This window comes from Bosea sp. RAC05 (assembly GCF_001713455.1).
Lineage (GTDB): Bacteria > Pseudomonadota > Alphaproteobacteria > Rhizobiales > Beijerinckiaceae > Allobosea.
This window is the reverse complement of sequence record NZ_CP016464.1, coordinates 3,921,666-3,945,636: the sequence shown is the minus strand read 5'-3', so window position 1 is coordinate 3,945,636 and position 23,971 is coordinate 3,921,666. Positions and strand designations below refer to the sequence as shown.

Below are 23,971 nucleotides of genomic sequence, written 5' to 3'. Positions count from 1 at the left end.
TCAGGACAGATGGGAGCCTGCATCCATGCGCTGGTGCAGGATGCGAATGACCTCAATGCGGTCGTGCTCGACCCGATAGAAGATGACATGGGCGCCGACGCCAAGGCGCCGGTAGCCCGAGCCCAGATCTGAACGCCCCACTCCCAGTTCGGGCATTTGGGGGAGGCGGGACAGTGAAGTGGTGATGCCCGAGATATAGCTGAAGGCCTGCGCGGCACCCCAGCGTTCTCTCGATTGGCGGCTGATCTGCCGAAGATCTGACTTCGCCGCCGCCCTGAGAAAGAGCGTTCTCATTTCGCGGGCGCGATGTCGGGAAACTCCTCGGTCAGGAAGGCATCGACATCGAATGCTTCTGCTTCGCCACTGGCTTCGCCCTCGTCGAGCGCGGCGCGTAGCGCGGCGATCCGGGCCTCCTGATCTTCAAGCAGGCGCAAGCCAGCCCGCACCACTTCGCTGGCGGAGCCATAGCGTCCTTTCTCGACCTCCGCTTCGATGAAGCTGACGAAATGGTCGCTGAGGCTGATCGAGGTGTTCTTGCCCATGGCCTGATCCGAGATGTTACCAGATATTAGTATAACGCTGCTCGCCCACCCTGTCATGCGTGGCCGCGCCTTTCCCCGATTGGCCGGGCCGCTATCGTGCCCGTCCCCGCATCGCCGGAATCTGACCATGCCCCGCACCATCGACTACTATTTCTCGCTGCATTCGCCCTGGACCTATCTCGGCCATGCGACGTTCCTCGACATTGCGGCGCGGCATGGCTGCCGGATCGCCTATCGCCCCGTGCCGCTGCGGGCGGTGTTCGACGAGACGGGCGGTCTGCCGCTGCCGAAGCGTCATCCGGTGCGCCAGCGTTACCGGCTGATGGATCTGCAGCGCTGGCGCGAGCGGCGCGGCGTGAAACTCATGCTGCAGCCGAAGCATTTCCCCTTCGATCCGTCGCTCGCCGACCGTTTCCTGATCGCGATCGTGAGCGCTGGCGGGGATCCGGGCCGCTTCATGGGCGAGATCATGGCGGGTGTCTGGTCCCGCGACGAGGACATGACGCAGCCCGGGGCCGTGGCCCGGGTGGCCCAGTCCTGCGGCTTCGATGCGCAGGCCCTGGCGCTTGCGGCCGACAGCGAGGCGGTGGTGCAAAGCTATGAGGGCACCATCGCGGCGGCGATTGCAGCCGGGGTTTTCGGTGCGCCGAGCTATGTGCTCGACGGCGAGGTGTTCTGGGGGCAGGATCGGCTCGAACTCCTCGACAGCGCGCTCGCCAGCGGCCGCGCGCCCTATCGGCCGGACCCGGCCGCCTGATCGCCGGCGTCAGCCGACGATGTCGGGCGTGCGCCAGCCGAGATGCTGGCCGGCATCGACGGCGATCATCTGCCCGGTGACCGAGCGGGCGCGGGCGAGGTAGAGCACCGCCTCCGCGATCTCGCTCGCATCGATCTTGTGGCGCAGCAGCGTTCCGGCCGCCTCCTGCTCCATCGCCTCGGGGCCGTCATGGGGGTTGGGCAGGGTCGGGCCGGGCCCGACCGCGTTGACGCGGATGCGCGGCGCCAGGGCCTGCGCCATCGTCGTGGTCGCCGTCAGAAGTGCGGCCTTGGTCAGGGTGTAGGAATAGTATTGCGGCGTCAGCTTCCAGACGCGCTGGTCGATGAGGTTGACGATGGCGCCCTGGCGCCCCTCCGGCAGCCGGTTCGCGAGCGCTCCGGCCAGCACCGACGGGGCGCGCAGATTGATCGAGAACTGTCGATTCCAGGTCGGCACGTCGATGGCCGTGACCTCGTCGACGAGGAAGCTCGAGGCATTGTTGACGAGCAGCGTGACGGGCCCGAGCGCGGCCTCCGCCGCCGGCAGCAGGCCGGCGACCGCGTCGGGATCGACGAGATCGGCGACCAGCACCGCGGCGCGGCCCCCATTCGCCACGATGTCCGCCGCCAGCGCATCGGCCTCGTCGCGCGCGCGGCCGCAATGGATCGCGACGGCATAGCCGTTCGCCGCCAGCCGCTCGACGATGGCGCGGCCGATGCGGCGCGCGCCGCCCGTCACCAGTGCGACCTCAGCCATCCCGCCGCTCCTGTGCATCTGTCTGTGTCTGCGCGGGTGCCTCGGCCGAGCGCCGCTGGAGCCGCCGCTCCCAGTGCTTCGCCACCCGAAGATAGCGATAGAAGGCATAGTTCATTGCCGTCATGAAGCCGTAGACGCCGCGCAGGGCGTGGCGGCGGCCGATATAGGCCTTGATGAAGTTGGCGGGGAATTCGACGGCGAGCCGGACCACCGAGAGCGACTGGCCGCGCCGATCGAGATCGTCGGCCTGGGCATCGCTGTAGCTGTTGAGCTTGGTCATCTGCTCCCCGAGCGAGCGCACGGAGTAGTGATGGACCGTCCCTTTCAGCCGGGCGACGCGCGTGGCGGGCGCGAGGTCGACGCGGTCGTGCACGGGGGAGGGCGAGTAGCGGCCCTTGTCCTTCCGGTAGAGCCGGACCGGGGCGAGCGCATAGGCGAAGCGATGCGGCGCCGGCTCGCCGGGGAAGATCTCCGCGATGCGAATCTTGTAGGCGTCGGCGGCCGGGCCCGGGCCTGCGAACAGGGCCGCGATCTCGGCGGCGAGATCGGGCGGGACGACCTCGTCGGCGTCGATGTTGAGCAGCCAGTCGTGGCGGCACTGATCTTCCGCGAAGCGCTTCTGCTGGCCGTAGCCCGGCCAGCTGTTGAAGATCACGCGGGCTCCCAGGCGCGCCGCGATCTCCTGCGTGCCGTCCGTCGAGCCCGAATCGACCAGCACGATATCGTCGCTGAGGCTGCGCACCGCCCTGATCGTCCGCTCGATCCGGTCTGCCTCGTCGCGCGCGATGATGAAGATGGAGAGGAGCGGCACCCGGATTCCGTTCTGGCTGACTGGTTCGGCTAAAGCACGCGTCACGGGGGGCCGCAAGCGCGGCGGAAAAAATTGTGGCGAGATTGGGAACCTCGGGTGACGGCGCGCGTTTCCGCAACGGGCCGTGGTGGAACCTCGCGAAGTTGTTAGTATTCGGTTCACCATTAGGCATGCTTTAACAGACGTTAACGTGCGTTTATATAATCGCCGCAGTCATCCCATTCGTGCCGCATTTTCGCCGCGGTCTGGGAGGCACATGTGCTTCCGACGCAACAGACAAAAGCCTCGACAGGTCTTATAACCAGTCCATCGACATCACCCGCCGGGGCAACCGGCAAAGCGACGACTAGGAGTACTACCATGAAGAAGTTCCTGCTTTCGAGCGTTGCGGCGATCGGCCTCGTCGCTGCCGGCGCTGCCTCCGCCGCCGACCTGCCGTCCCGCAAGGGCCCGGTCGTCGCTCCGGTCTACGCCCCCGTCTTCACCTGGACCGGCTTCTACGTCGGTGCCAACGCCGGCTACGGCTTCGGCAACGTGAACGCCGGCACCTTCGCCCTGGCTCGCACGGTTTCGATCGGTGACATCGACGGCTTCGTCGGCGGTGGACAGATCGGCTACAACTACCAGATCGGCCAGATCGTTCTCGGCGTCGAGGCGGACATCCAGGGCGCCGACCTGAAGGCCAGCAACGGCTTCGGTGACCGCATCAAGACCGAGTACTTCGGCACGGTTCGTGGCCGCGTCGGCTTCGCCTTCGACCGGTTCATGCCCTACATCACCGGTGGTTGGGCCTACGGCAACGTGAAGACCAGCATCGCCGGCATCGGCTCCTCGGACACCAGCCACACCGGCGGCTACGCTGTCGGCGCCGGCGTCGAGTATGCCTTCACCAACAACTGGACCGCCAAGGTCGAGTATCTCTACGTCGACCTCGGCGAGAAGAGCTTCTTCAACACCGGCGTCAAGGTCGGCACCGACTTCTCGGTGGTCCGCGCCGGCCTGAACTACAAGTTCTAGTCTGCTTCCCCTCACGGGGTCCAAAAGAACCCGGTGGCCTCGGCCACCGGGTTTTTTGTTGTTTCGCGTGATCGCCGCGACCGGGAGCCGAGCCGGGCGTGCGGTGTCGGCGCCGGCTGGCCTCTGTCGCGAGACCGGCCGGCCGTGCGGGTGTCAGCCCTTGACGCGGGTCGCCTCGAAAGACGGGACCTTGGTGGCGAAGGCGTCGAGCCAGGCGACGAGCCGGGGGTGATCGGCCCGCCAGGTGCCGGCGAAGCGCAGGTCGAGATAGCCGAGCGCGCAGGCCAGCGCGATCTCGCCGATGCGCGGACGGTCGGGATAGACCGGCGGGGCGGCTTCGAGCGCCGCCAGCGCGCGCGACACCTTGCCGGCCTGGTTGGCGACCCAGGCGGCGTTGCGGCCTTCTTCCGGGCGGAAGCGCGTCTCGTAGACCTGGAGCAGGGCAGCGTCGCAGAGGCCGTCGGCCAGCGCCTGCAGGCGCAGCTGCGCGAAGCGCGCCTCGCCGGCCGGGATCAGCCGGTTGCCGCCGGCGAGATGGTCGAGATAGTCGACGATGACGCGCGAATCGAACAGCGTCATCCCGTCTTCCAGGACCAGCGTCGGGATCTTGCCCAGCGGGTTCTGCTGGCGCAGCGGCTCGGCCGGGTCGTTGGTGTCGGCGACGACGATCTCGATGCGGTCGCTCAGCCCGAGTTCGGCGGCGGCCATCTTGACCTTGCGGCCGAAGGGGGAGGCAGGGGAGGAGCGGAGAACGAGCATCGGCGAGGCCTCGGAAATGCGGGCGTGTCAGCCGTCCGGACGGATCGGCTCGCATAGATAGCGCGGCTGCGGTCCCTGGGCGAGGCGTTCCGTCAGGGCCGGCAGCAGGATCTGCGCCTCCTCGGCGAGCCGCCAGGGCGGATTGACCAGCAGCAGCCCCGTGGCACTGAGGCCGCCGGCCGCCTCGGGCCGGTCGACATCAATCTCGAGCCGCAGCAGCCGGCCGATGCCCGCATCCAGGATCGCATCGACCAGGCCTGTGGCAGCGCGGCGATCCTTGACCGGGTACCAGAGCGCGTAGATGCCCGTCGGCCATTTGCGATGCGCGGCGACGACCTCGGCCGCGAGCGTCTCGAACTCGTCCTTCTCCTCGAACGGCGGGTCGATCAGGACCAGCCCGCGCCGCTCCTTGGGCGGGACATTGCCGCGCAGCGCGTTCCAGCCGTCGATCGCCAGCGCCTTGCAGCGCTCGTCGCGCCCGATCGCGGCGACGAGCTTCTTGTGCGTCTGGGGGTGGAGTTCGGCCGCGATCAGCCGGTCGTCGCGGCGCATCGCCTGCCGGGAGAGCCAGGGCGAGCCGGGATAGGCGTTCGGCCCATAGAGCGCGCGCGCGCCGGCGACCGCGTCGCGCCAGGGCTTGAGCAGGGACTCGACGGGGGCTGCCAGCGAGGCCTGGTCGAGCCGCGCGACACCGTCCTTCCATTCATGGGTCCGCAGGGCTTCTTCCGAGCCGAGATCGTAGCGGCCGGCGCCGGCATGGGTGTCGACGATGCGGTAGGGCGTGTCCTTGGCGTTCAGATGCGTCAGGACGCGCATCAGCACGACATGCTTGAGGACGTCGGCGAAGTTGCCGGCATGGAAGCCGTGGCGGTAATTCATGCCGCGCTCATACGCGGCTTTGCGGCCGCTGTCAGCGCGGCGCCGGCACGGTGATGTCGCGCGTGCGGCAGCCGGAGCGATCGACCTCCTCGCACATGCGGAAATTCCGCAGGTCCTTGCTCAGGCAGATGCGGACCTCCTGCAGCACGCCGCGCCGGCAGGCGACCGACATCATGTCGGTGCGCAGGCCCGGATTGGCATCGACGAAGGCGCGCTCGATGTCGATCGCGGTCCAGTTCTGCTCGCGCCCGGCCTTGGCCAGGGCCGGGGGAATTGCGACCTTCTCGCGGGCCCGGCGCGTATCGGCGAAATAGTCGCTCGGGCTCGAGCCGGAGCAGGTGCCGTGCTTGCGCCATTGGTGGCGGGCGAGCCCCTCGCTCGGAAACAGCCCCTTCGCCTGGTCGAGCGCGATGCGCGAGGGCGTGCGCCCGGCCGGGCCGCATTCGCTCGGAAAGCCGCGCTCGTTCTGCGGCCAGAGGCCATGCACGACGAAACCGAGGCCCGCCCCGTCGGCACACTGCTCGCGGTTGCGATCGCGATCGCCGTCGAGCTCGCAGAAGCCGGGCGACCAGGACAGGGCGAGGACGTAGAAATCGAAATCGCCCGGTTGGCCGCCCCGGTCGTTGCGCGGCTGCGCCACGGCCTCGCCGAGCAGGCCCGCCAGCAGCGGCAGCGCGAGTGCGAATCGCAGGAGGTTCATCGGCGGCGCTGTCCGGATCAGGGCCGCGCCATCTTGCAGTCGGGGGCATAGCTGCGGTGCCGGTCGAGCCCGCTGACGCACCAGTTGACGTTCCAGGTCCAGCCGAAGAGGCCGAGATTTTCGCGCACCGAGTAGTCGACGCGATGCAGCGTGCCGTCGTTCAGGGCCATCCGGCCGGTGCAGAAGCGGCGGGGAATGAAGTCATCGCCCAGGGGGCGGAAGCCGATCGGCCTGATCCGGTCATAGGCGACGGCCTGCAGGGGCCCCCAGAACTTGGCCTCGCGCGAATTGAACCAGCTGGTGATCTCGCCGAGAACCGCGGGGTCGTCGCAGGCGGGCAGCGCACCCGTCAGCGGCACGGTGCGGTTTTCGGCGCGGTCGGCCGGATGGACCATGCGGCGGCCCGAGGCCTCGGCCGAGGCGGCGGCCGTCAGGACGGCGAGGGATGCGAGGGCGGTTCGCAGCAGGGCGCGGCGCATGGAGGTCAGCCTCGTCGAGGGGCGGAAATGATGGCGCACGATGGCGGGGGCCGTCTGCAGGGTCAAGGCGCCGGCGCCCGGGCGGGCCATCCCGGCGCTGGCTGTGGCTTTTCGATCCGCCGCCGGATGCGGGGGAATGGCTGCCACGCGACCGGGGCGCTGGCCCGAGTGCCGCGGATCGGGAACAGTGACGGCGAGACGGAGCAGGAGAATGCGATGACGACGGACCGCGATGCCGAGGAGACGATCATCGCCGAGCCCGGCGCTCTGAGGGCGCATATGGGCCCGGTCAACCCGCTGGCCGAGCGCAAGGTGCTCGACCGGCTCGACGGGCATTGCCGCGACTTCATCGCGCTCTCGCCCTTCCTCGTGCTGGCGACCTCGGACGGCGAGGGGCGGGCCGATGCCAGCCCGCGCGGGGATGCGCCGGGCTTTGTCGAGGTGGTCGACGAGCGGACGCTGTTCATTCCCGACCGGCGCGGCAACAACCGGGTCGACAGCTTCGGCAACGTTCTGGCCTCGCCCGGTGTCGGGCTGATCTTCATGGTGCCGGGCATCGCCGAGACGTTGCGGGTCAATGGCCGCGCGCGGCTGACCCGCGACGCGGCGCTGCTCGAACCGGCGACCGTGCAGGAGCGCACGCCGACGCTCGGCCTGCTGGTCTCCGTCGAGGAGGCCTTCTTCCATTGCGGCAAGGCGCTGATCCGCTCAAAGCTCTGGGACCCGGCGAGCCGGGTCGAACGCAGCCGCTTCCCCTCGCTCGGCCGCATCATGGCGGACCAGACGAAGGCCGTCGGCGTCGCGGAGGCGGAGGCCAATCTCGAAGAGGCCTACCGGACGCGGCTGTACTGAGAGCCAGGCCTCGCCTTCAGAACGAGGCCTCCAGCATCGCGGCATAGTCGGCCGCGGTGGCGGCGCGCGGGTTGGTGGCGCTCGAATGGTCCTTGGTCGCGGCCTCGGCGATGGCGGGAATGACGCCGCGCGGCAGGCCCATGGCTGAGAGGCTGGCGGGCATGCCGAGGCGGGCGACGAGACCGGCAATCCAGTCGGCGAGATCCGTTTCGGGCGCGAGGCCGAGGACCTTGCGGATCTCGGCATATTTCGCCTGTGCGTCCGGCGCGTTGAAGCGCAGCACGGCCGGCAGCAGCACGGCGTTGAGCGTGCCGTGATGCAGCGAGACCTCCTTCAGCCCACCGAGCGGGTGGGACAGCGCGTGGACGGCGCCGAGCCCCTTCTGGAAGGTCAGGCCGCCCTGGAGCGCAGCCATCATCATCTCCTTGCGGGCCTCGCGATCGCTGCCGTCCTTCACCGCGCGCTCGATGAAACCGACGGCGCGCCTGAGGCCGTCCAGTGCAATCGCCTCGGCCGGCGGGTTCTCGCGCGGGCTGAGATAGGTCTCGATGCAGTGGGTGACGGCGTCCATGCCGGTGGCGGCGGTGAGCCAGGCCGGCAGGCCCAGCGTCAGCGCGGGGTCGCAGACGGCCAGGCGCGGGATCAGGTGGGGCGAGATGAAGCCGAGCTTGCGGCCATCCTTCAGCGTGATCAGCGCGGCGCGGCCGACCTCGCTGCCGGTGCCCGAGGTCGTCGGGATTGCGATGACGGGGGCGACGGCGGCGGTGACCTTCGGGATGCCGCCGAGGATCGCGGCATAGGTTTCCAGCGAGCCTTCATGGGTCGCGAGCAGCGCGACGCCCTTGGCGAGGTCGATCGGCGAGCCGCCGCCGATCGCGACGAGCCCGTCGCAGGCGTGCTCGCGATAGAGCCCGAGCGCGGCCTCGACCGCCTCCTCGGTCGGGTTGGTCGGCGTGCCGTCGAAGACCGGCGCAGCCGCCAGAACCGGCGCGACCGCCTGCACCTTCGCGACGAGTCCCGCCGCGACGATGCCCTTGTCGGCGATGATCAGCGGCCTGGCGACGCCGAGGCCCGCGAGATCGGCCGCGATGCCGTCGATCTCGCCATAGCCGAACTTGACGGTGGTGAGGTAGGTGATCAGGGCCATGGGAGGATCCTTCGCCTTTCGCGTGAAGACAGGGTGCCCCGGTCAGGGCGTATCGAGCACGGGTGGCGCCGGGTTCGCCCGGCGTTCGAGCAGAATGAGCGCGAGTCCGGCCGCGACGATCAGCGTCGCGCCCGCCAGCATCGCAGGCGTCGGCCAGTCGCCGAAGACCAGCCAGCCGAAGATCAGCGCCCAGACGATCAACGTGTACTGATAGGGCACGACGACCGAGGCTTCCGCCAGCTTGAGGGAGCGCGTCACGCACAGATGCGCCACCATGGCGACGATGCCGAGCAGGCCGAGCATCGCGGCATCGGCCCAACTCGGCGTGACCCAGCCGAAGGGCAGCAGCACGATGCCCATCAGCAGGGCGCCCAGCGTCTGCCAGGCGACGAGGGTCACATCGGGGGTGCCGCGCAGATAGCGTCCGGCGATCATCATCCCCGCGAAGAGGACACTGCCCAGCAGCGCGAGAAGCGCCGGCATCGACAGGCTCGCGCCCGTGGGATTGAGCGCGATCGCGACGCCGACAAAGCCCGCCGCAATGGCGAACCAGCGCCCGGCATCGACACGCTCGCCCAGCAACAGCACGGCCAGCAGTGCCGACCAGACGGGTGCGGCGAGCCAGAGCGTCATCGTGTCGGCGAGCGGCAGATAGGAGACGGCGAGGTAGAACAGCGCGACCTCGCCCGAGCCGAGCGCCACGCGCAGGACCTGCAGGCCGGGACGCTCGGGCCGCAGCGTCCGCATCAGGCCCTGGCGGATGACGAAGGGCGCAAGCACGGCCAGGCCGGCGGCGCTGCGCAGCAGCAGCACCTGGCCGACCGTGTAGGTCGCGACGAGCCATTTCCCCATGACGTCATTGAGGGAAAACATCAGGATGCCCAGCAGCATCATGCCGATGCCGGCGAGGGTGGCGTTGCGGGTGGACATGCGGAACGGCTTGCCGTGTCGGAGGATCGGTCGGGAAAGCATCGCTTTGACGGAGCATGCGGCTGCAGGCAAGCGCCGTGGTTGCGGGCGAGGCAGACGCAAAGCGCCGCACAATATTTTTGTATTGACTTAATTAAGCGAATTCGGAATTATAGGCCCATGGACGCCTTCACCGCGCTCGCCGACCCGACCCGCCGCCGCATCGTCGAGATGCTGGCGGAGGGGGAACTGTCGGCCGGGGAGATCGGGGAGCGGTTCACGCTGTCGGCACCGGCGATCTCGCAGCATCTCAAGGCGCTGCGCGAGGCCGGGCTGGTCCGGGTCACGGTCGCAGGCCAGCGGCGCATCTATGCGCTGGATCCCGACGGCATCGACGGCTTCGAGCAATGGGTCCGGCGCGTGCGCGCCTTCTGGCCCGACAGGCTGGCGGCCCTCGAGGCCGCGCTACGAAAGCCCGATCCGGGCGAGGAGGCGTGATGCAGACGCAGGCACGGCAGGCCGACACAAAGGCCTATGGCGAGGTTCTGGAGAGCGGGGCGGTGCGCTTCGAGCGGCTGCTGCCGGGGCCGATCGAGCGGGTCTGGGCCTATCTGGTCGAGGACGGCAAGCGCGCGACCTGGTTCTGCGGCGGCGAGACGGAAGCCCGCGCCGGCGGCCGGATCGACCTCGTCTTCAAGCATTCCCGCATCACCGACGAGGTGCCGCCCGAGGGCCATCGCAAGATGAACGACGAAGGCGCGCTGATGAGCGGCACCGTCACGGTCTACGAACCGCCGCACCGGCTGGCCTTCACCTGGGCCGGGATGGGCGATCCCGATTCCGACGTCGAGATCGAGCTGACGCCGGTGGGTGACGGGGTCCGGCTCGTGCTGATCCACCGCCGGCTGGCGACCAAGTCGCGCATGGCGATGGTCTCCAGCGGCTGGCACCTGCATCTCGGCTTGCTCGAGGACCAGCTGCTGGGGCAGGCCCCGCGGCCCTTCTGGTCCGCGCATGAGCCGCTGATGGCGGAGTATGCGCAGAGGCAGGAGAACGTGGCCCTCTGAGCGGTCTTCGGCGGCGCGCGCGCGGGATCGGGCTCAGCCGGCCGCCCGCATCGCCTCGCCGCCTGGCGTCGCCGCCTCACCCGGATCAAGGGTCCCGAGCGCCAGCATGGTGCGCAGCAGTGCGGTCTGCAGCCCTGTCAGGTCGGCGTCGCGGCCCGAGCGGATCGCGGCTTCGGCTGCTCTCGAGTCCGCCTCGAATGCGCTGAAGCCAAGCGTGCCGGCGATGCCCTTCAGCGTATGCAGTTCGCGCAGGGCGATGTCGGGTTCTCCGGCTTGCAGCGCCCTGGCCGCCTCGGCCGTCGAGCGGGTCGCATCGGGCCAGAACTGGCTCGTCAGTTCGTCGAGCAGATCGGCGCCGATCTCGCGCGCCAGCTCGGCCCGCACTTCCTGGTCGACGAGCATGACGCCGTCGTCGACAGGGAGGTGACCGAGATGCGCCGAGGCCGGCAGCGTCATGGCGGCCCGTGCGCCCTGCGGCAGCCATTTCGCCAGAATGCCCGTCATCTTCGCGCGGCTGATCGGCTTGGCGACGAAGTCGTTCATCCCTGCTTCCAGGCAGGCCTCCCGGTCGCTGGCGAAGGCATTGGCGGTCAGCCCGACGATCGGAAGATCGTGCAGCCCCTGCTGCCGGATGGCGCGGGTGGCTTCGAGCCCGCTCATCAGCGGCATCTGCATGTCCATCAGGATGAGATCATAGGTCGTCGCTCCCGCCAGATGGGCGGCGATCCGGCCATCGGGTGCGTGATCGACCTGGAGGCCGAGGCGCTGCAGCATTTCGCTGGCGACGGCGAAGTTGACCGGGTTGTCTTCGGCGACGAGCACGCGGCCGGCGAAGCGGTCCGGCGTGGCGGCGGCCAGAGCGAGGTCCGCCTTCGCCTTGGGCTCCGAGACGGGGCCGACCGGCAGGGTAAACCAGAAGCGCGTGCCACGCCCCTCGCGCGAGGCGACGCCGATCTCGCCGCCGAGCGACCCGATCAGCCGCCGGCAGATCGCCAGGCCCAGGCCGCTGCCGCCGAAGCGGCGATTGATCGTGACGTCGAGTTGGCTGAAGTCCTGGAACAGGCGCTCGCGCGCCGCTTCGGGGATGCCGATGCCGGTGTCCTCGACCTCGACGCGCAGCCGGTTGCCGGCTTCGAGGCTGCAGACCAGCCTGACCCAGCCGGTGTCGGTGAACTTCACGGCATTGCCGACGAGGTTGAACAGAAGCTGGCGCAGGCGCGTCGGATCCGTCGTGATCATGGCGGGCGGGTGCTCGACCTGCAGCGTGATGCCTTTGTCCTCTGCGCGCCGGCCCATCACATTGGCGACGGCTGAGCAGACCTCGCCGAGATCGAAAGGCCGAATCTCGAAATCGACCGCGCCGGATTCCAGCTTGGAGTAGTCGAGGATGTCGTCGATCAGCGCCAGCAGCGTGTCGCTGCAATCGCCGATGACGCCGAGCCTTTTGCGCTGGGTCGGGTCCATGGCCGATTCCCGCATGATGTCGACCATGCCGATGATGCCGTTCAGCGGGGTGCGGATCTCGTGGCTCATCGTCGCCAGGAAGATCGACTTGGCGCGGGCGCCAGCCTCGGCGCGCTTGGCCGCTTTGGCGTTCTGGATACTGAGCTTCTCGAAGCGGCGCCGGGCGATCCGGATATGGTAGAGCTGGACGCCGAGATACATCACGATCAGCGCGAGCGAGGCGATCAGGGCCGTCATCGCGCCGCCCAGTTGCTGGTAGGCCGCCGCCAGCTCGGCGCGATCCTGCACCCGGATGCGGGACTGCGCGAGGTTGGTGGTGTTGAGGAGCCGCTCCGTGACCTGCGTCAGCGGCACGAGTTCGCCCAGCAAGGCGTCCACGCGCTCGGTCTGCAGGTCGGACCGCTCCAGCGCATCGACCAGAGGGGCGATCCGCTGGATCCGCTGGCTCGCGTCCTCCGCCAGCATGATGATGTCGGCATCCTGCCCGAACTTGCTGCGGTAATGGTCGCTCGTGAGCACCGTCCTGCGGCTGTAGAGGATGTCGTAGCGAAGCGTGACGTCGGCGCGCCGTGCCGCCGTGAACCCCTCCTTCAGGTCACGCGCGACGGCGCCGAGCTTCTTGACCTCGCGATCGAGCTGATAGGCCGCCCAGACGACGTCCTCGCGGACGCTCTCCTCGGTCGCCCGATGGCGGGCGCCGAGCGCGGAGAAGGTCGCGATGACGACCACGCCCAGCAGAAGGCTGACCCCGAGCAGGGCCAGGATGCCGAGATTGTTCAGCCGGTTCGGGTTGGGGCGCTTTTCCATGCCCGTGCGTGTCTCTCCAGCTCGCGTTTCAGCGCACCTCGATCGTCTTGACCTGCCAGGCGGAGCGGCCGAAATAGAGCTCGTTGTAGAGCGAGGGCTCTTCGTCGAAGGGGTAGATCACGAAGATCGGCCCCTTTTCGCGCACCGAGATCGGCTTGCCGTTGATCTTGGTGGCGAGGATCACCGGCCATTTGCGGAGATCGGCGAGCGGGATCTCGACGGCATAGTCGTTGAGGGCCGTCACCTTCAGGACGGTGCCGCTCGCGCCCACCAGATCCAGCAGCGCCGCGCCGAGCGGCCCCTCGAACTCCGTCTTCTGCGGATACCAGGGCGTGCTCGCCGTGGTCGTGCGCTTGGGCAGGGCCTCCAGCATCGCGGCGTCGAAGGTGGCGCCGTCGGCCGCGTTGCGGTTGGCGATCTTGCCGGTGACTGTGAGGATCACCGGCCCCTTGGGCGCGGCGATCTCGGCGGCGGTGGCGAAGCCGGCCAATCCGAGCCAGGCGATGCAGAGAAGAGCGAGACGGGTCAGCATGGTTGCGGCTCCTGCCGATGAGGGCTGTTCAACTGGCGAGCGCGATCGGGGGTGCCAGCGGATCGGATGTGGCGTTGATCAGGGCGAGAATCTGGTTCCAGCGGGCTTCGAAGGCGGCGACGCAGGCCGGGTCGAAATGGCGGCCGGATCCCGCGAGGATGAACTGGCGGGCGTCTTCCGGCGGCCGGCCGGGTCGGTAGATGCGATTGGCGCAGAGGGCCTCGAAGACATCCGCCACGGCGGCGATGCGCCCCTCGATCGGGATGTCCTTTCCGGCGAGGCCGCGCGGATAACCCTTGCCGTCCCAGCGCTCGTGATGGGTGCTGGCGATCCGCTCGGCGCATCGCATCAGGGCCGAGCGGCCATCGGCGAGGATGGCCTCGCCGATCGAGACATGGGTGCGCATCACCGCCATCTCCTCGTTGGTGAGGCGGCCCGGCTTCTGCAGGATGAAATCGGGGATGCCGATCTTGCCGACATCATGCATCGGGGCGGCGGCGTGGATGGTCTCGCACTGCTCGGCATCGAGGCCGAGCCCTTCGGCGATGATGCGGCAGAGCGCAGCCATCCGCGCGACATGGTCGCCGGTGTGGCCGTCGCGGCAGTCGATCGCCCGGGACAGCCGCCGCGCCATGTCGCGCTGGCTGTCGACCAGATCCTGCGTCGCCTGGCGGACCTCCTTGGCGAGCCAGGCCGCCTTGTCGCGCATCGCCGTCTGGGCCTCGCGCAGGCCGAGCAGGTTCTGGACGCGCACGCGCAGTTCCACCGGCTCGATCGGCTTGCGCAGGAAATCGGTCGCGCCCGCATCGAGGGCGGCGATCCGCGTCTCGCGCTGCTCGGTGGTGGTGACCATGACGATGGGCTGGTCGCGGTGGTTCTGCAATTGCCGCAGTGCGCGGATGAAACTGACGCCGTCCATCTCGGGCATCAGGTAGTCGACCAGCACGAGGTCGAATTCGATGCTCGCCGCCGCCTCGAGCGCGTCGAGCGGGTTGGAGAAGACGGAGATGTGGTGGTCGCCGATATTGTTCACGACGCCCCGCAACACCATCAGATAGGTGCGGTTGTCGTCGACGATCATGATCTTCATGTGCCTGCCCCCGAGCGCGCGATCGGTCGCCTCGCGGACCCTGAGTCCATCGGGGCCGCGGGTCGCCGGCCGGCAGGCTCTTGGCGGGCGCCGTCCGAGGACAGCCAGCCGCCTGCTGCAGCCGTCCTAGCGCGGTCGGTTTAAAATTGTCTCAATCAGAACGTATAAATTCGCGTTCTTTCCCGCATGAAGAGTGTCCGTCAGTTCTGGTTCAACCAGACATCAGCGACTGATCGACATTCTTCTTGTGATCTTGGGGGCTGCCTTTGCGGCAGGATCGGCGTCCCGGACAGGCTTCAGCCCGTGGCGCGATGCGCCGGGCCCGGCGGCGTGGTCTGTCGTTGCTACAGGCTCGCGGCGGCGCGGGCGGCCTGGTCGTACTGGCCCGAGAGCGAGCGCATGGCGGCGGCGATTTCGGAGAGCCGCTTCGGGTCGACCCCGGTCGAGAGCACCGACTTCACCAGCAGTTGCTCGCGAATCTGGGCGTAGCGCCGGCAGGCCTCCTCGCCGGCGAGCGTGACCGTGACGGTCTTCTCCTTGCCCTTGCGGCCGGCCTTGAGCAGTTTCAGCCGTTCCAGCTTTTTCAGCGCGTAGTTCACGAGATGCGTGTCCTCGATGTTGAGGACGAGGCAGATGTCGGCCAGGCGCTTGGCCTTGCCGCGGTGATTGACGTTGTGCAGCACGAGCACGTCGAGCGGCGAGAGATCGGGCATCCCGGCCGCAGCCATGCAGCGCACCATCCAGCGCTGGAAGGCGTGGACCGTCATGTTCATCGCGAACTCGAACTCGGACAGAGCCGGCATCGCGCCCGCGGCCAGATGGCCGGAGGAGACGATGGGGCCGAGTTCGTCGGGCGGGGGCGGTGATTCTGGCATGGATGAAGCGCCCGTCATTCTCGGGCGGCGCCAGAGCGCCGGCCCGAGAAACTCTCGCGGGAGAGGGTCGGGCGAGGCCCGACCCTTGACGCGGCTCGTCACATCTTCTTGTAGGCGTCGACGATGGCCTGGCCGTCGGCGCCGGCCTTCTTCAGCCAGTCGGCGGTCAGCGTGTCGCCGGCCTTCTTGAAGCCGGCGGCGAGCGCGGGGCTCGGCGCCTGGACCTTCATGCCCTTGGCCTTGAGCTGGTCGAGATACCAGCCGGACTTCTCTTCCCACATCTTCCAGCCGCGCTCCTCGGCGGTGGCAGCGGCCTTCAGAATCGCGTCCTGCGTCGCCTTGTCGAGGCCGTTGAAGGCGGCCTTGTTGACGAAGGTGGCGTTCTTCGGGATCCAGGCCTGGGTGTCGTAGAAGTGGGTCAGCGACTCCCAGACCTTGGAATCATAGCCCGTTCCGCCCGAGGACATGAAGGAGTTGACGACGCCGGTCGCCAGCGCCTGCGGCAGTTCGGCCGCCTGGATGGTCACCGACTGCATGCCGAGCAGCTCGCCCAGCCGTGCCGTGCCGACATTGTAGGAGCGCCACTTGAGCCCCTTCATGTCGTCGATCGTGTTGATGTCCTTCTTGGTGTAGACGCCCTGCGGCGCCCAGGGGACCATGAACAGCAGCTTGACGCCCTGGCTGTCGAGCTTCTTCTCCACGGCGGCCTTCGAGGCGGCGTAGAGCTTCTTGGCCTCCGGGAAGGAGGTCGCCAGGAAGGGCACCACGTCGATGCCGAAGATCGGATCCTCGTTTTCGTGGATCGAGATCAGGACCTCGCCCATCTGCGCCTGGCCGCTCTGGACGGCGCGCTTGATCTCGGGCGCCTTGAACAGCGAGGCGCCGGGATGGACGGTGATCGCCAGCTTGCCGCCGGTCGCGGCTTCGACATCCTTGCCGAACTGGATGAGGTTCTCGCTGTGGGGGTTGTCGACCGGATAGGCGGCCGGGAGGTTCCACTTGGTCTGCGCCGCGGCGGGCGCCGCGAAGGCGAGCGCGCTCACGCCGAAGGCGAAGGCGGCGGCCGTGAAGATCCTGCGGTTGGTCATGGTGTCATTCCCTCTCTTGTTGATTGTGGGTTGCGGTCAGTCCGGGAAAGCGAGCTTGGGCAGATAGAGCACGATCTGTGGGAAGGTCGTGATGATGAAGACGGCGACGTTGAGCAGAATGAAGAACGGAAACGCCGCCTTCGCAACCGTCCAGGTGTCCTTGCCGCTCATGTTCTGCAGGACGAAGAGGTTGAAGCCCACCGGCGGGGTGATCTGCGCCATCTCGACATGGATGATCAGGTAGACGCCGAACCAGACGAGGTCGAAGCCGGCCTCCTTGACCATGGGCAGCACGATCACGGCCGTCAGCACGATCATCGAGATGCCGTCGATCAGGCAGCCCAGGATGATGTACATCACGGTCAGTGCCAGCACGAGCATATGCGGCGAGAGGGCCTGGCCCTTGACCCATTCGGCCAGCGCGGCGGGAATGCCGGTATAGGCCATGGCCGCCGTGCAGAAGGCCGCGCCCGCCAGGATCAGCATGATCATGCAGGTCAGGCGCGTCGCGCTCATGATGCTCTCGTAGAGCGTCTTCCAGGTCAGCGTGCCGCTCCACCAGGCCAGGAACAGCGCTCCGCTGACGCCCCAGGCGGCGCATTCGGTCGCCGTGGCGAAGCCGAGCACGAGCGCGAGGAACACCGCCGCGATCAGCAGCAGGCAGGGCGCGAGCTTGGCCGACTGCTTCAGCTTCTGGAGGAAGGGCAGGGACGGGTCACGCGGCGGCGTCTGGTCCGGGTTGAGCAGCGACCAGATGATGACGTAGCCCATATAGAGCGCCATCACGAGCAGGCCGGGCAGGAAGCCTCCGAGGAAGACCTGCAGCACCGAGACGTTGGCGGTGACGGCGTAGACCACCATCGGGATCGAGGGCGGGATCAGCAGGCCGAGCGTGCCCGAGCCGGCGAGCGTGCCGAGGCTCAGCTTCTCGTTGTAGCCGCGCTTCCTCAGCTCCGGCAGCGAGATCTTGCCGATCGTCGCCACTGTGGCGGCCGAGGAGCCCGAAACGGCGGCGAAGATGCCGCAGCCGATGATGTTGGTGTGGATCAGCCGGCCGGGCAGCCATTGCAGCCAGGGCGACAGGCCCTGGAACATCTGCTCGGACAGCCGCGTCCTGAACAGGATTTCGCCCATCCAGATGAAGAGCGGCAATGCTGCCAGCGTCCAGGAGCTGGCGCTGCTCCAGACGGTGGTGGCCAGCACCTGGCCGATCGGGATGTCGGTGACCAGCACCATGGCGAGCAGGCCGACGAGGCCGAGGCCAACGGAAATCCAGACGCCGCTGCCGAGAATGACGACGAGGAAGCCGAGCAGGATGAGGGCGAGAACGGGCAGGGACATCAGACGCCTCCCCCTTGGGCGATGCGCTCGATCAGTTCCTCGGCCGTCTTCGGCGGCTCCGGCTCATAGGTCGGACGTCCGCCGCGCGCGACGATGACGAACTCGTCGAGGATGGCGATGAGCAGGATGGCGAGCCCGATGACGAGCCCGAGCTGGGGAATCCAGAGCGGGACGGCGACGACACCGGTCGACATGTCGAAATACTGCCAGGAATCATGGGCGAGCTTGCCGGCCTGGAAGGTGAAGTAGCCGATGAACAGCGCCGCGGTACCCAGCGAGAACAACTCGGCGGCCCGCCGCTTGGGGCCGTGCAGCCGCTCGATCAGCAGGCCGACGCGGATCATCTCGCCGCGCTTGAAGGTGTGGGCGAGGCCGAGAAACGCCATGGCCACCAGGGCCCAACCGGTGAAATCGTCGCCCGACGGTACGTTGAAGTTGATCTCGCGGCCGACGGAGAGCAGCATCATCAGCGCGAAGATCACGACGAGGAAGACGCCGGCGGCGTAACCCGCGCCGAGGTAAAGGCCATCGAGCAGGCGCCTCGTCATGAGCGCGGCTCCTGCGGGCGGGCGCCTGCCGCGCCTGCGGTTGTCAGGACTGTTCCGGTCATAGCATCCTCCGCGTCGCGACCGTCCGGCCCCTCGCCATGTTCCGGTCACAATTGCGATCGTATCGCCCGAATCCGTCTTGTCAACGAGACATCGACAAATTATCGATGAAATGTCATCGACGCCGATCTGGCGTTCAGGGAGAGGATGTCGGGGATGTCGTTTTCGCGTTGGGACTTCTGGATCGACCGGGGCGGCACCTTCACCGATGTGATCGGCCGCGATCCCTCAGGCAAACTTCACGCCAGAAAGCTCCTGTCCGAAAATCCGGGCGCCTATCGCGACGCGGCAGTGCAGGGAATTCGCGACCATCTCGGACTAAAGACCGGCGAGGCGATTCCGGCCGGGCTGGTCGGCGAGGTCCGCATGGGCACGACGGTGGCGACCAATGCGCTGCTCGAGCGCAAGGGCGACCGGACGCTGTTGGTCACGACGAAGGGTTTCCGCGACGCGCTGCGCATCGGCTACCAGGCGCGGCCCGACATCTTCGCCAAGGAGATCATCAAGCCCGAGCAGCTCTACGAGGCGGTGGTCGAGATCGACGAGCGCGTGCTGGCCGATGGTGTGGTCGAGCAGGCGCCCGACGAGGCGGCGATCCGCACCGCACTGCAGGCGCAGTTCGATGCCGGCTTCCGCGCGGTGGCGATCGCCTTCATGCACGCCTATCGCTATCCGGCGCATGAGCAGGTCGCGGCCAGGATCGCCCGCGAGATCGGCTTCCCGCAGGTCTCGGTCAGCCATGAGGTCTCGCCGCTGATCAAGCTGGTCGGCCGCGGCGACACCACCGTGGTCGATGCCTATCTCTCGCCGATCCTCGGCCGCTATGTGCAGCAGGTTTCGGAGGAACTCGACATTGCCCGCACCGGCGCGCGGCTGATGTTCATGATGTCCTCGGGGGGCCTGACCGCCGCCGAACTCTTCCAGGGCAAGGATGCGATCCTGTCCGGCCCCGCCGGCGGCGTCGTCGGCCTGGCCGAGACAGGCCGCTCGGCCGGCTTCGACAAGGTCATCGGCTTCGACATGGGCGGCACCTCGACCGATGTCGCCCATTTCGACGGCGAGTATGAGCGCGCCTTCGAGACGGAGGTCGCGGGCGTTCGGATGCGCGCGCCGATGATGCTGATCCACACGGTCGCGGCCGGTGGCGGCTCGATCCTGCATTATGACGGCGCCCGCTTCCGCGTCGGCCCCGATTCCGCCGGCGCCAATCCGGGGCCGGCCGCCTATCGCCGCGGCGGGCCGCTCGCGGTGACCGACGCGAACGTCATGGTCGGCAAGCTGATCCCCGACTATTTCCCGCCGATCTTCGGCGAGAAGCGCGATCAGCCGCTCGATGTCGAGGCGGTGAAGGCGAAGTTCGTGGCGCTCGCGGCGGAGGTCGGCGACGGCCGCTCGCCTGAGCAGGTCGCCGACGGCTTCATCCAGATCGCGGTCGCCAACATGGCGGAGGCGATCAAGAAGATCTCGGTCCAGCGCGGCTACGATATCACGCGCTATGCGCTGAACTCCTTCGGCGGCGCCGGCGGGCAGCATGCCTGTCTCGTGGCGGATGCGCTGGGCATCAAGACCGTGCTGCTGCACCCGTTCTCCGGCCTGCTCTCGGCCTATGGCATGGGGCTCGCCGAGATCCGCGCGACGCGGACGGCCGCACTCGACGTAGCCCTAGATGGCGGCGCCCAGGCGGCGGTCGAGGCCGCTGCGGCCGGGCTCGCAGCCGAGACCCGAGCCGAGGTGTCGGGCCAGGGCGTGCCCGACGGCGACATCGCGATCCTGACCCGCGCCCATGTCCGCTATGCCGGCACCGACACCGCCATCGCGGTGGCGGCCGGCACGCCCGAAGCCATGAAGGCGGCGTTCCAGGCGGCGCACAAGGCCCGCTTCGGCTTCATGGACGAGACCAAGGCGCTGGTGATCGAGGCGGTCGAGGTCGAAGCGATCGGTGGCGGTGCCAAGTTCGAGGAGGCTTCCGCGCCTGAAATCGCGGGCGAGCCCGCCGTGGCGGAGACGACGCGCGTCTTCTCCAGGGGGCAGTGGCACGAGGCGAGGATCGTCCGGCGCGAGGCGATGCAGCCCGGCCAGGGCGTCTCGGGGCCGGCCATCATCATCGAGCCGAACCGGACCGTCGTGGTCGAGGAGGGCTGGAGCGCCAGGCTCACCGCCAAGGACCATCTCGTGCTGGTGCGCTCCAAGGCGCTCGTCCAGAACGCCGCGATCGGCACCCGGGCCGATCCGGTGATGCTCGAGATCTTCAACAACCTGTTCATGTCGATCGCCGAGCAGATGGGCGTGACGCTGCAGAACACCGCCTATTCGGTGAACATCAAGGAGCGGCTCGACTTCTCCTGCGCGGTCTTCGACCAGAGCGCGGCGCTGGTGGCCAACGCCCCGCACATGCCGGTGCATCTGGGCTCGATGGACAAGTCGGTCGAGACTGTCATCAAGAACAACCCGGTCATCAAGCCGGGCGACGTCTACTGCCTTAACGCGCCCTATAATGGCGGCACGCATCTGCCCGACATCACCGTCTGCACGCCGGTCTTCGACGAGGCGGAGCAGCAGATCCTGTTCTGGGTCGCCAGCCGCGGCCACCATGCCGATGTCGGCGGCACCGCGCCGGGCTCGATGTCGCCGCTGGCCACCGTGATCGAGGAGGAAGGCGTCTATATCGACAACTTCAAGATCGTCGATCAGGGCCGCTTCTGCGAGGACGAACTGGTCGCGATCCTGACCGGCGCGCGCTATCCGGTGCGCAACGTCGTGCAGAACGTCAACGACCTGAAGGCGCAGATCGCGGCCAACGCCAAGGGCGTCGCCGAGCTGAAGAAGATGATCGCCTCCTTTGGGCTCGACGTGGTGCAGGCCTATATGGGCCATGTCCAGGACAATGCGGCCGAGAGCGTCGCGCGCCTGCTGACCAAGCTGCACGATGCCGAGTTCACCTATCCGATGGACCAGGGCTGCGCGATCAAGGTCAGGATCAGCATCGACCGCGACAAGCGCGAGGCCACCGTCGACTTCACCGGCACCTCGCCGCAGCGGCCCGACAACTTCAACGCGCCGGCGCCGGTGACGCGGGCCGCCGTGCTCTATGTCTTCCGCGTCATGGTCGACGATGCGATCCCGATGAATGCCGGGTGCCTGCGGCCGATCAGGATCGTCATCCCGGAAGGTTCGATGCTCTCGCCGCGCTATCCGGCCGCGGTCGTGGCGGGCAATGTCGAGGTCTCCCAGGCCGTGACGAACACCCTGTTCGGGGCGCTGGAGGCGATGTCGTCCTCTCAAGGGACGATGAACAACCTCACCTTCGGCAATGACGAATACCAGTATTACGAGACGATCTGCTCGGGCTCCCCGGCCGGGCCGGGCTTCCACGGCACGTCGGGCGTGCATGTGCACATGACGAACTCGCGCCTGACCGATCCGGAGATCCTGGAGACGCGCTTTCCGGTGGTGCTGGAGGATTTCCACATCCGCGCCGGCTCGGGTGGGCGTGGCGAGTGGAACGCCGGCGACGGCACCAGCCGCACGATCCGCTTCCGCAAGACAATGGACTGCGCGATCCTCGCCTCGCATCGCAAGGTCCGTCCCTTCGGCGTCAAGGGGGGCGAGCCGGGGCAACTCGGCAAGACGATGGTGCGGCGGCTGTCGGGCGCGGTCGAGGAGCTCAAGCCTTGCGACCAGACCCTGCTCCAGGCCGGCGAGGCGGTGACGGTGATCACGCCGACGGCGGGGGGCTACGGCAAGCCGAAGGGGTGAGGATGAGAGGCACGTCATTCTCGGGTCAAGCCCGAGCATGACGGCCACGCTTTCGCCGCTCTGGAAAGGTTGCCGCCACCGGCTAAGGTCTGACCGAGAGTACGGAGCCAACCCATGCCCCAGACCTGGATGATCACCGGCGCCAATCGCGGCATCGGGCTCGCGCTGACGATGGAATTGCTGCGGCGGGGCGATCATGTCGTGGCGGCGGCGCGCAATCCCTGGGGTGGGGCGCTGGCGGAACTGTCGGCCGCGCATCCGGCCGCGCTGGTGCCGCTCGAACTCGACGTGACCTCGGACGAGAGCGTCGCGGCGGCACAGGCAACGCTCGACGGGCGGCCGATCGACGTCCTCGTCAACAATGCCGGCATCCATGGGCCGCGCGGCACCGAGAGCGCGCTCGCGATGGATTTCGATGTCTGGCGCGAGGTCTTCGAGGTCAATGTCTACGGGCCGCTGCGCGTGGCGCAGGGCCTCCTGCCGAACATCGAGGCCGGGCAGGGCCGCAAGATCGCCACCATCACCAGCCGCATGGGCTCGATCGGGCTGAACCCCTCCGGTTCGCTGGCCTATCGCTCCTCCAAGGCGGCGGTGAACATGACGATGGTGGTGTTCGGCAATGCGGTGTGCGAGCGCGGCATCGCGCAGCTCCTGTTCCATCCCGGCTGGGTGCGCACCGACATGGGCGGCGGCGGCGCCGATATCGCGCCCTCGGAGAGTGCGGCCGGGCTCATCGCCACGATCGATGCGTCGGGGATGGCTGAGACCAACAGCTTCCGCACCTGGCAGGGCGAGACGATTCCCTGGTGACCGTCCGGGCCTGAAGGGCGCAGCCCGTCCGGTTCCCGGGCGAGGAGGCTGGACCAGGCCCCGCCTCTGCAGCACTGTGCGAGCGTAAGCGCCCGGTCAGTGGCGCGATTGAAGCCGATCGGCTCTGGAGGGAACGGTATGTCGGATCTCGCGGGACTATTCGACGTCGAGATGCTCAAGGCGAAGCTCTACTCGGCGGTGCTCTCGGACGTGCTGGACCAGCTGGGCTCGCCAAATCAGGCCCTGAAGCCCTTTGTCAGGCCGCTCGACGAGGCCAGCATCCTGTGCGGCTTCGCCCGCACCGGCCTCTACATGAAGCGCTATCACTTTCCCGAAGGCCATAATCCCTATGCCCTCGAAATGGACCTCATCGACAGTCTCGCACCGGGCGAGATCGCCGTGCTGGCGTGCGATGGTCCGACGGACCGGATCGCGCCCTGGGGTGAGCTGCTGACCACGGCCTCGATGGTCCGGGGCGCGGCCGGCTGCCTGACCGATGGTCTGGTGCGTGATGTGCGTCGCATCCGGGAGCTGAACTTTCCGCTCTTCCACGGTGGCATTGGCCCGCTCGACACCAAGGGCCGGGCTGAGATGATGGCCAAGGACGAGCCGGTCGAAGTCGCCGGCGCGCGGGTCGAACCGGGCGATTTCATCTTCGGCGATGCCGATGGGGTCGTCGTGGTGCCCAAGCGCCTGTTTCGGGAGGCGGTGACGCTCGCACTCTCCAAGATCGAGGCGGAGGACACGACGCGCGACGAACTGCTGGCCGGAGCGAGCCTGCGCGCGGTTTTCGAGCGCCACGGCGTGCTCTAGCCGGGGCGCCACATGCGTCTCGATAACCGGCTAATCTCTTGATTTGATTGATTTTGCCGGTGCCGTTAACGGCTTGTTGTCTCGCACCTGCGAGAGAGGCGCCAGCCTTTGC

General features: G+C 68.0%; 25 protein-coding genes. 8 read left to right on the top strand and 17 right to left on the bottom strand.

Annotation, left to right across the window (positions count from 1 at the left end):
• Both BSY19_RS22175 and BSY19_RS22170 read right to left on the bottom strand, forming a co-directional pair.
• Positions 1 to 294, bottom strand: a complete 294-nt coding sequence (locus BSY19_RS22175) for a type II toxin-antitoxin system RelE/ParE family toxin (RefSeq protein ID WP_069056050.1) — start codon at positions 292 to 294, stop codon at positions 1 to 3.
• Positions 291 to 542, bottom strand: a complete 252-nt coding sequence (locus BSY19_RS22170; RefSeq protein WP_069056049.1) for a type II toxin-antitoxin system ParD family antitoxin — start codon at positions 540 to 542, stop codon at positions 291 to 293. Before BSY19_RS22170 ends, BSY19_RS22175 begins: the two co-directional genes overlap by 4 nt.
• A gap of 127 nt (positions 543 to 669) precedes the next feature.
• On the opposite strand from BSY19_RS22170, the gene BSY19_RS22165 reads away from it, so the two are divergent.
• The gene (locus BSY19_RS22165) at positions 670 to 1,299 is read left to right on the top strand and encodes a 2-hydroxychromene-2-carboxylate isomerase (protein WP_069056048.1); all 630 of its coding nucleotides are present in this window, start codon (positions 670 to 672) and stop codon (positions 1,297 to 1,299) included.
• 9 nt (positions 1,300 to 1,308) lie between these two features.
• On the opposite strand, the gene BSY19_RS22160 is transcribed toward BSY19_RS22165, so the two are convergent.
• Positions 1,309 to 2,055: an SDR family oxidoreductase gene (locus BSY19_RS22160; RefSeq protein ID WP_069056047.1), complete on the bottom strand. Its 747-nt coding sequence runs from the start codon at positions 2,053 to 2,055 to the stop codon at positions 1,309 to 1,311.
• Entirely contained in the window at positions 2,048 to 2,866 is an 819-nt protein-coding gene (locus BSY19_RS22155; RefSeq protein ID WP_442856663.1) for a glycosyltransferase family 2 protein, read from the bottom strand. Before BSY19_RS22155 ends, BSY19_RS22160 begins: the two co-directional genes overlap by 8 nt.
• A gap of 360 nt (positions 2,867 to 3,226) precedes the next feature.
• Here BSY19_RS22155 and BSY19_RS22150 point away from each other — a divergent pair, with 360 nt between their 5' ends.
• A complete protein-coding gene (locus BSY19_RS22150) occupies positions 3,227 to 3,883 on the top strand; it encodes an outer membrane protein (protein WP_069056046.1) in 657 nt (218 codons plus the stop codon).
• Positions 3,884 to 4,036: 153 nt separating this feature from the next.
• Here BSY19_RS22150 and BSY19_RS22145 read toward each other — a convergent pair whose 3' ends face one another.
• Genes BSY19_RS22145 through BSY19_RS22130 form a run of 4 tightly spaced genes read right to left on the bottom strand, consistent with a single transcriptional unit; the run spans position 4,037 to position 6,766 of the window.
• Positions 4,037 to 4,642 carry a glutathione S-transferase family protein gene (locus BSY19_RS22145; RefSeq protein WP_069056045.1) on the bottom strand — a complete coding sequence of 202 codons (606 nt, stop codon included), beginning with the start codon at positions 4,640 to 4,642 and terminating at the stop codon, positions 4,037 to 4,039.
• A gap of 27 nt (positions 4,643 to 4,669) precedes the next feature.
• Positions 4,670 to 5,521, bottom strand: a complete 852-nt coding sequence (locus tag BSY19_RS22140; protein ID WP_069056044.1) for a 23S rRNA (adenine(2030)-N(6))-methyltransferase RlmJ — start codon at positions 5,519 to 5,521, stop codon at positions 4,670 to 4,672.
• Between the two features lie 31 nt (positions 5,522 to 5,552).
• Positions 5,553 to 6,221 carry a ribonuclease T2 family protein gene (locus BSY19_RS22135; protein ID WP_069056043.1) on the bottom strand — a complete coding sequence of 223 codons (669 nt, stop codon included), beginning with the start codon at positions 6,219 to 6,221 and terminating at the stop codon, positions 5,553 to 5,555.
• Positions 6,222 to 6,238: 17 nt separating this feature from the next.
• On the bottom strand, positions 6,239 to 6,766 hold the full coding sequence (locus BSY19_RS22130) for a hypothetical protein (protein WP_150129695.1): 528 nt from the start codon (positions 6,764 to 6,766) through the stop codon (positions 6,239 to 6,241).
• Positions 6,767 to 6,916: 150 nt separating this feature from the next.
• Here BSY19_RS22130 and BSY19_RS22125 point away from each other — a divergent pair, with 150 nt between their 5' ends.
• Positions 6,917 to 7,552 (top strand): pyridoxamine 5'-phosphate oxidase family protein, encoded by a 636-nt coding sequence (locus BSY19_RS22125; protein WP_069056042.1) that lies wholly within the window; start codon positions 6,917 to 6,919, stop codon positions 7,550 to 7,552.
• A 16-nt stretch (positions 7,553 to 7,568) separates the two neighbouring features.
• Here BSY19_RS22125 and BSY19_RS22120 read toward each other — a convergent pair whose 3' ends face one another.
• A complete protein-coding gene (locus BSY19_RS22120; protein WP_069056041.1) occupies positions 7,569 to 8,699 on the bottom strand; it encodes an iron-containing alcohol dehydrogenase in 1,131 nt (376 codons plus the stop codon).
• Between the two features lie 42 nt (positions 8,700 to 8,741).
• Positions 8,742 to 9,629 carry a DMT family transporter gene (locus tag BSY19_RS22115; protein ID WP_069056040.1) on the bottom strand — a complete coding sequence of 296 codons (888 nt, stop codon included), beginning with the start codon at positions 9,627 to 9,629 and terminating at the stop codon, positions 8,742 to 8,744.
• A gap of 159 nt (positions 9,630 to 9,788) precedes the next feature.
• On the opposite strand from BSY19_RS22115, the gene BSY19_RS22110 reads away from it, so the two are divergent.
• Positions 9,789 to 10,106 (top strand): ArsR/SmtB family transcription factor, encoded by a 318-nt coding sequence (locus BSY19_RS22110; protein WP_069056039.1) that lies wholly within the window; start codon positions 9,789 to 9,791, stop codon positions 10,104 to 10,106.
• A complete protein-coding gene (locus tag BSY19_RS22105; protein WP_069056038.1) occupies positions 10,106 to 10,675 on the top strand; it encodes an SRPBCC family protein in 570 nt (189 codons plus the stop codon). The genes BSY19_RS22110 and BSY19_RS22105 overlap by 1 nt, the downstream gene beginning before the upstream one ends.
• Positions 10,676 to 10,708: 33 nt before the next feature.
• On the opposite strand, the gene BSY19_RS22100 is transcribed toward BSY19_RS22105, so the two are convergent.
• From BSY19_RS22100 to BSY19_RS22070, 7 genes are all read right to left on the bottom strand, one after another.
• A complete protein-coding gene (locus BSY19_RS22100) occupies positions 10,709 to 12,946 on the bottom strand; it encodes an ATP-binding protein (protein WP_069056037.1) in 2,238 nt (745 codons plus the stop codon).
• Positions 12,947 to 12,974: 28 nt separating this feature from the next.
• Positions 12,975 to 13,478, bottom strand: coding sequence for a putative pterin-binding protein (locus BSY19_RS22095; protein ID WP_069056036.1), 504 nt, complete (start codon positions 13,476 to 13,478; stop codon positions 12,975 to 12,977).
• Between the two features lie 28 nt (positions 13,479 to 13,506).
• Complete coding sequence (locus tag BSY19_RS22090) at positions 13,507 to 14,568, bottom strand: HD domain-containing phosphohydrolase (RefSeq protein ID WP_069056035.1); 1,062 nt, start codon at positions 14,566 to 14,568, stop codon at positions 13,507 to 13,509.
• 344 nt (positions 14,569 to 14,912) lie between these two features.
• Positions 14,913 to 15,443: a winged helix DNA-binding protein gene (locus BSY19_RS22085; RefSeq protein WP_083247769.1), complete on the bottom strand. Its 531-nt coding sequence runs from the start codon at positions 15,441 to 15,443 to the stop codon at positions 14,913 to 14,915.
• Positions 15,444 to 15,541: 98 nt separating this feature from the next.
• Complete coding sequence (locus BSY19_RS22080) at positions 15,542 to 16,531, bottom strand: TRAP transporter substrate-binding protein (protein ID WP_069056033.1); 990 nt, start codon at positions 16,529 to 16,531, stop codon at positions 15,542 to 15,544.
• 36 nt (positions 16,532 to 16,567) lie between these two features.
• Complete coding sequence (locus BSY19_RS22075) at positions 16,568 to 17,872, bottom strand: TRAP transporter large permease (RefSeq protein WP_069056032.1); 1,305 nt, start codon at positions 17,870 to 17,872, stop codon at positions 16,568 to 16,570.
• On the bottom strand, positions 17,872 to 18,420 hold the full coding sequence (locus tag BSY19_RS22070; RefSeq protein WP_069056031.1) for a TRAP transporter small permease: 549 nt from the start codon (positions 18,418 to 18,420) through the stop codon (positions 17,872 to 17,874). Before BSY19_RS22070 ends, BSY19_RS22075 begins: the two co-directional genes overlap by 1 nt.
• Before the next feature lie 216 nt (positions 18,421 to 18,636).
• On the opposite strand from BSY19_RS22070, the gene BSY19_RS22065 reads away from it, so the two are divergent.
• The 3 genes from BSY19_RS22065 to BSY19_RS22055 all read left to right on the top strand — a co-directional run bounded on the left by BSY19_RS22065 (position 18,637) and on the right by BSY19_RS22055 (position 23,859).
• Positions 18,637 to 22,236, top strand: coding sequence for a hydantoinase B/oxoprolinase family protein (locus BSY19_RS22065; protein ID WP_069056030.1), 3,600 nt, complete (start codon positions 18,637 to 18,639; stop codon positions 22,234 to 22,236).
• A gap of 114 nt (positions 22,237 to 22,350) precedes the next feature.
• Positions 22,351 to 23,046 carry an SDR family oxidoreductase gene (locus BSY19_RS22060; RefSeq protein WP_069056029.1) on the top strand — a complete coding sequence of 232 codons (696 nt, stop codon included), beginning with the start codon at positions 22,351 to 22,353 and terminating at the stop codon, positions 23,044 to 23,046.
• A 138-nt stretch (positions 23,047 to 23,184) separates the two neighbouring features.
• Positions 23,185 to 23,859 (top strand): RraA family protein, encoded by a 675-nt coding sequence (locus BSY19_RS22055; RefSeq protein ID WP_069056028.1) that lies wholly within the window; start codon positions 23,185 to 23,187, stop codon positions 23,857 to 23,859.
• Positions 23,860 to 23,971: the final 112 nt, after the last annotated feature.

Excerpts from the sequence above, each read along its gene's own strand:
- BSY19_RS22175 (WP_069056050.1), bottom strand. The coding sequence starts at position 294 with ATGAGAACGCTCTTTCTCAGGGCGGCGGCGAAGTCAGATCTTCGGCAG.
- BSY19_RS22170 (WP_069056049.1), bottom strand. The coding sequence starts at position 542 with ATGGGCAAGAACACCTCGATCAGCCTCAGCGACCATTTCGTCAGCTTC.
- BSY19_RS22165 (WP_069056048.1), top strand. The coding sequence starts at position 670 with ATGCCCCGCACCATCGACTACTATTTCTCGCTGCATTCGCCCTGGACC.
- BSY19_RS22160 (WP_069056047.1), bottom strand. The coding sequence starts at position 2,055 with ATGGCTGAGGTCGCACTGGTGACGGGCGGCGCGCGCCGCATCGGCCGC.
- BSY19_RS22150 (WP_069056046.1), top strand. The coding sequence starts at position 3,227 with ATGAAGAAGTTCCTGCTTTCGAGCGTTGCGGCGATCGGCCTCGTCGCT.
- BSY19_RS22145 (WP_069056045.1), bottom strand. The coding sequence starts at position 4,642 with ATGCTCGTTCTCCGCTCCTCCCCTGCCTCCCCCTTCGGCCGCAAGGTC.
- BSY19_RS22140 (WP_069056044.1), bottom strand. The coding sequence starts at position 5,521 with ATGAATTACCGCCACGGCTTCCATGCCGGCAACTTCGCCGACGTCCTC.
- BSY19_RS22135 (WP_069056043.1), bottom strand. The coding sequence starts at position 6,221 with ATGAACCTCCTGCGATTCGCACTCGCGCTGCCGCTGCTGGCGGGCCTG.
- BSY19_RS22125 (WP_069056042.1), top strand. The coding sequence starts at position 6,917 with ATGACGACGGACCGCGATGCCGAGGAGACGATCATCGCCGAGCCCGGC.
- BSY19_RS22120 (WP_069056041.1), bottom strand. The coding sequence starts at position 8,699 with ATGGCCCTGATCACCTACCTCACCACCGTCAAGTTCGGCTATGGCGAG.
- BSY19_RS22115 (WP_069056040.1), bottom strand. The coding sequence starts at position 9,629 with ATGTCCACCCGCAACGCCACCCTCGCCGGCATCGGCATGATGCTGCTG.
- BSY19_RS22110 (WP_069056039.1), top strand. The coding sequence starts at position 9,789 with ATGGACGCCTTCACCGCGCTCGCCGACCCGACCCGCCGCCGCATCGTC.
- BSY19_RS22105 (WP_069056038.1), top strand. The coding sequence starts at position 10,106 with ATGCAGACGCAGGCACGGCAGGCCGACACAAAGGCCTATGGCGAGGTT.
- BSY19_RS22100 (WP_069056037.1), bottom strand. The coding sequence starts at position 12,946 with ATGGAAAAGCGCCCCAACCCGAACCGGCTGAACAATCTCGGCATCCTG.
- BSY19_RS22095 (WP_069056036.1), bottom strand. The coding sequence starts at position 13,478 with ATGCTGACCCGTCTCGCTCTTCTCTGCATCGCCTGGCTCGGATTGGCC.
- BSY19_RS22090 (WP_069056035.1), bottom strand. The coding sequence starts at position 14,568 with ATGAAGATCATGATCGTCGACGACAACCGCACCTATCTGATGGTGTTG.
- BSY19_RS22085 (WP_083247769.1), bottom strand. The coding sequence starts at position 15,443 with ATGCCAGAATCACCGCCCCCGCCCGACGAACTCGGCCCCATCGTCTCC.
- BSY19_RS22080 (WP_069056033.1), bottom strand. The coding sequence starts at position 16,531 with ATGACCAACCGCAGGATCTTCACGGCCGCCGCCTTCGCCTTCGGCGTG.
- BSY19_RS22075 (WP_069056032.1), bottom strand. The coding sequence starts at position 17,872 with ATGTCCCTGCCCGTTCTCGCCCTCATCCTGCTCGGCTTCCTCGTCGTC.
- BSY19_RS22070 (WP_069056031.1), bottom strand. The coding sequence starts at position 18,420 with ATGACGAGGCGCCTGCTCGATGGCCTTTACCTCGGCGCGGGTTACGCC.
- BSY19_RS22065 (WP_069056030.1), top strand. The coding sequence starts at position 18,637 with ATGTCGTTTTCGCGTTGGGACTTCTGGATCGACCGGGGCGGCACCTTC.
- BSY19_RS22060 (WP_069056029.1), top strand. The coding sequence starts at position 22,351 with ATGCCCCAGACCTGGATGATCACCGGCGCCAATCGCGGCATCGGGCTC.
- BSY19_RS22055 (WP_069056028.1), top strand. The coding sequence starts at position 23,185 with ATGTCGGATCTCGCGGGACTATTCGACGTCGAGATGCTCAAGGCGAAG.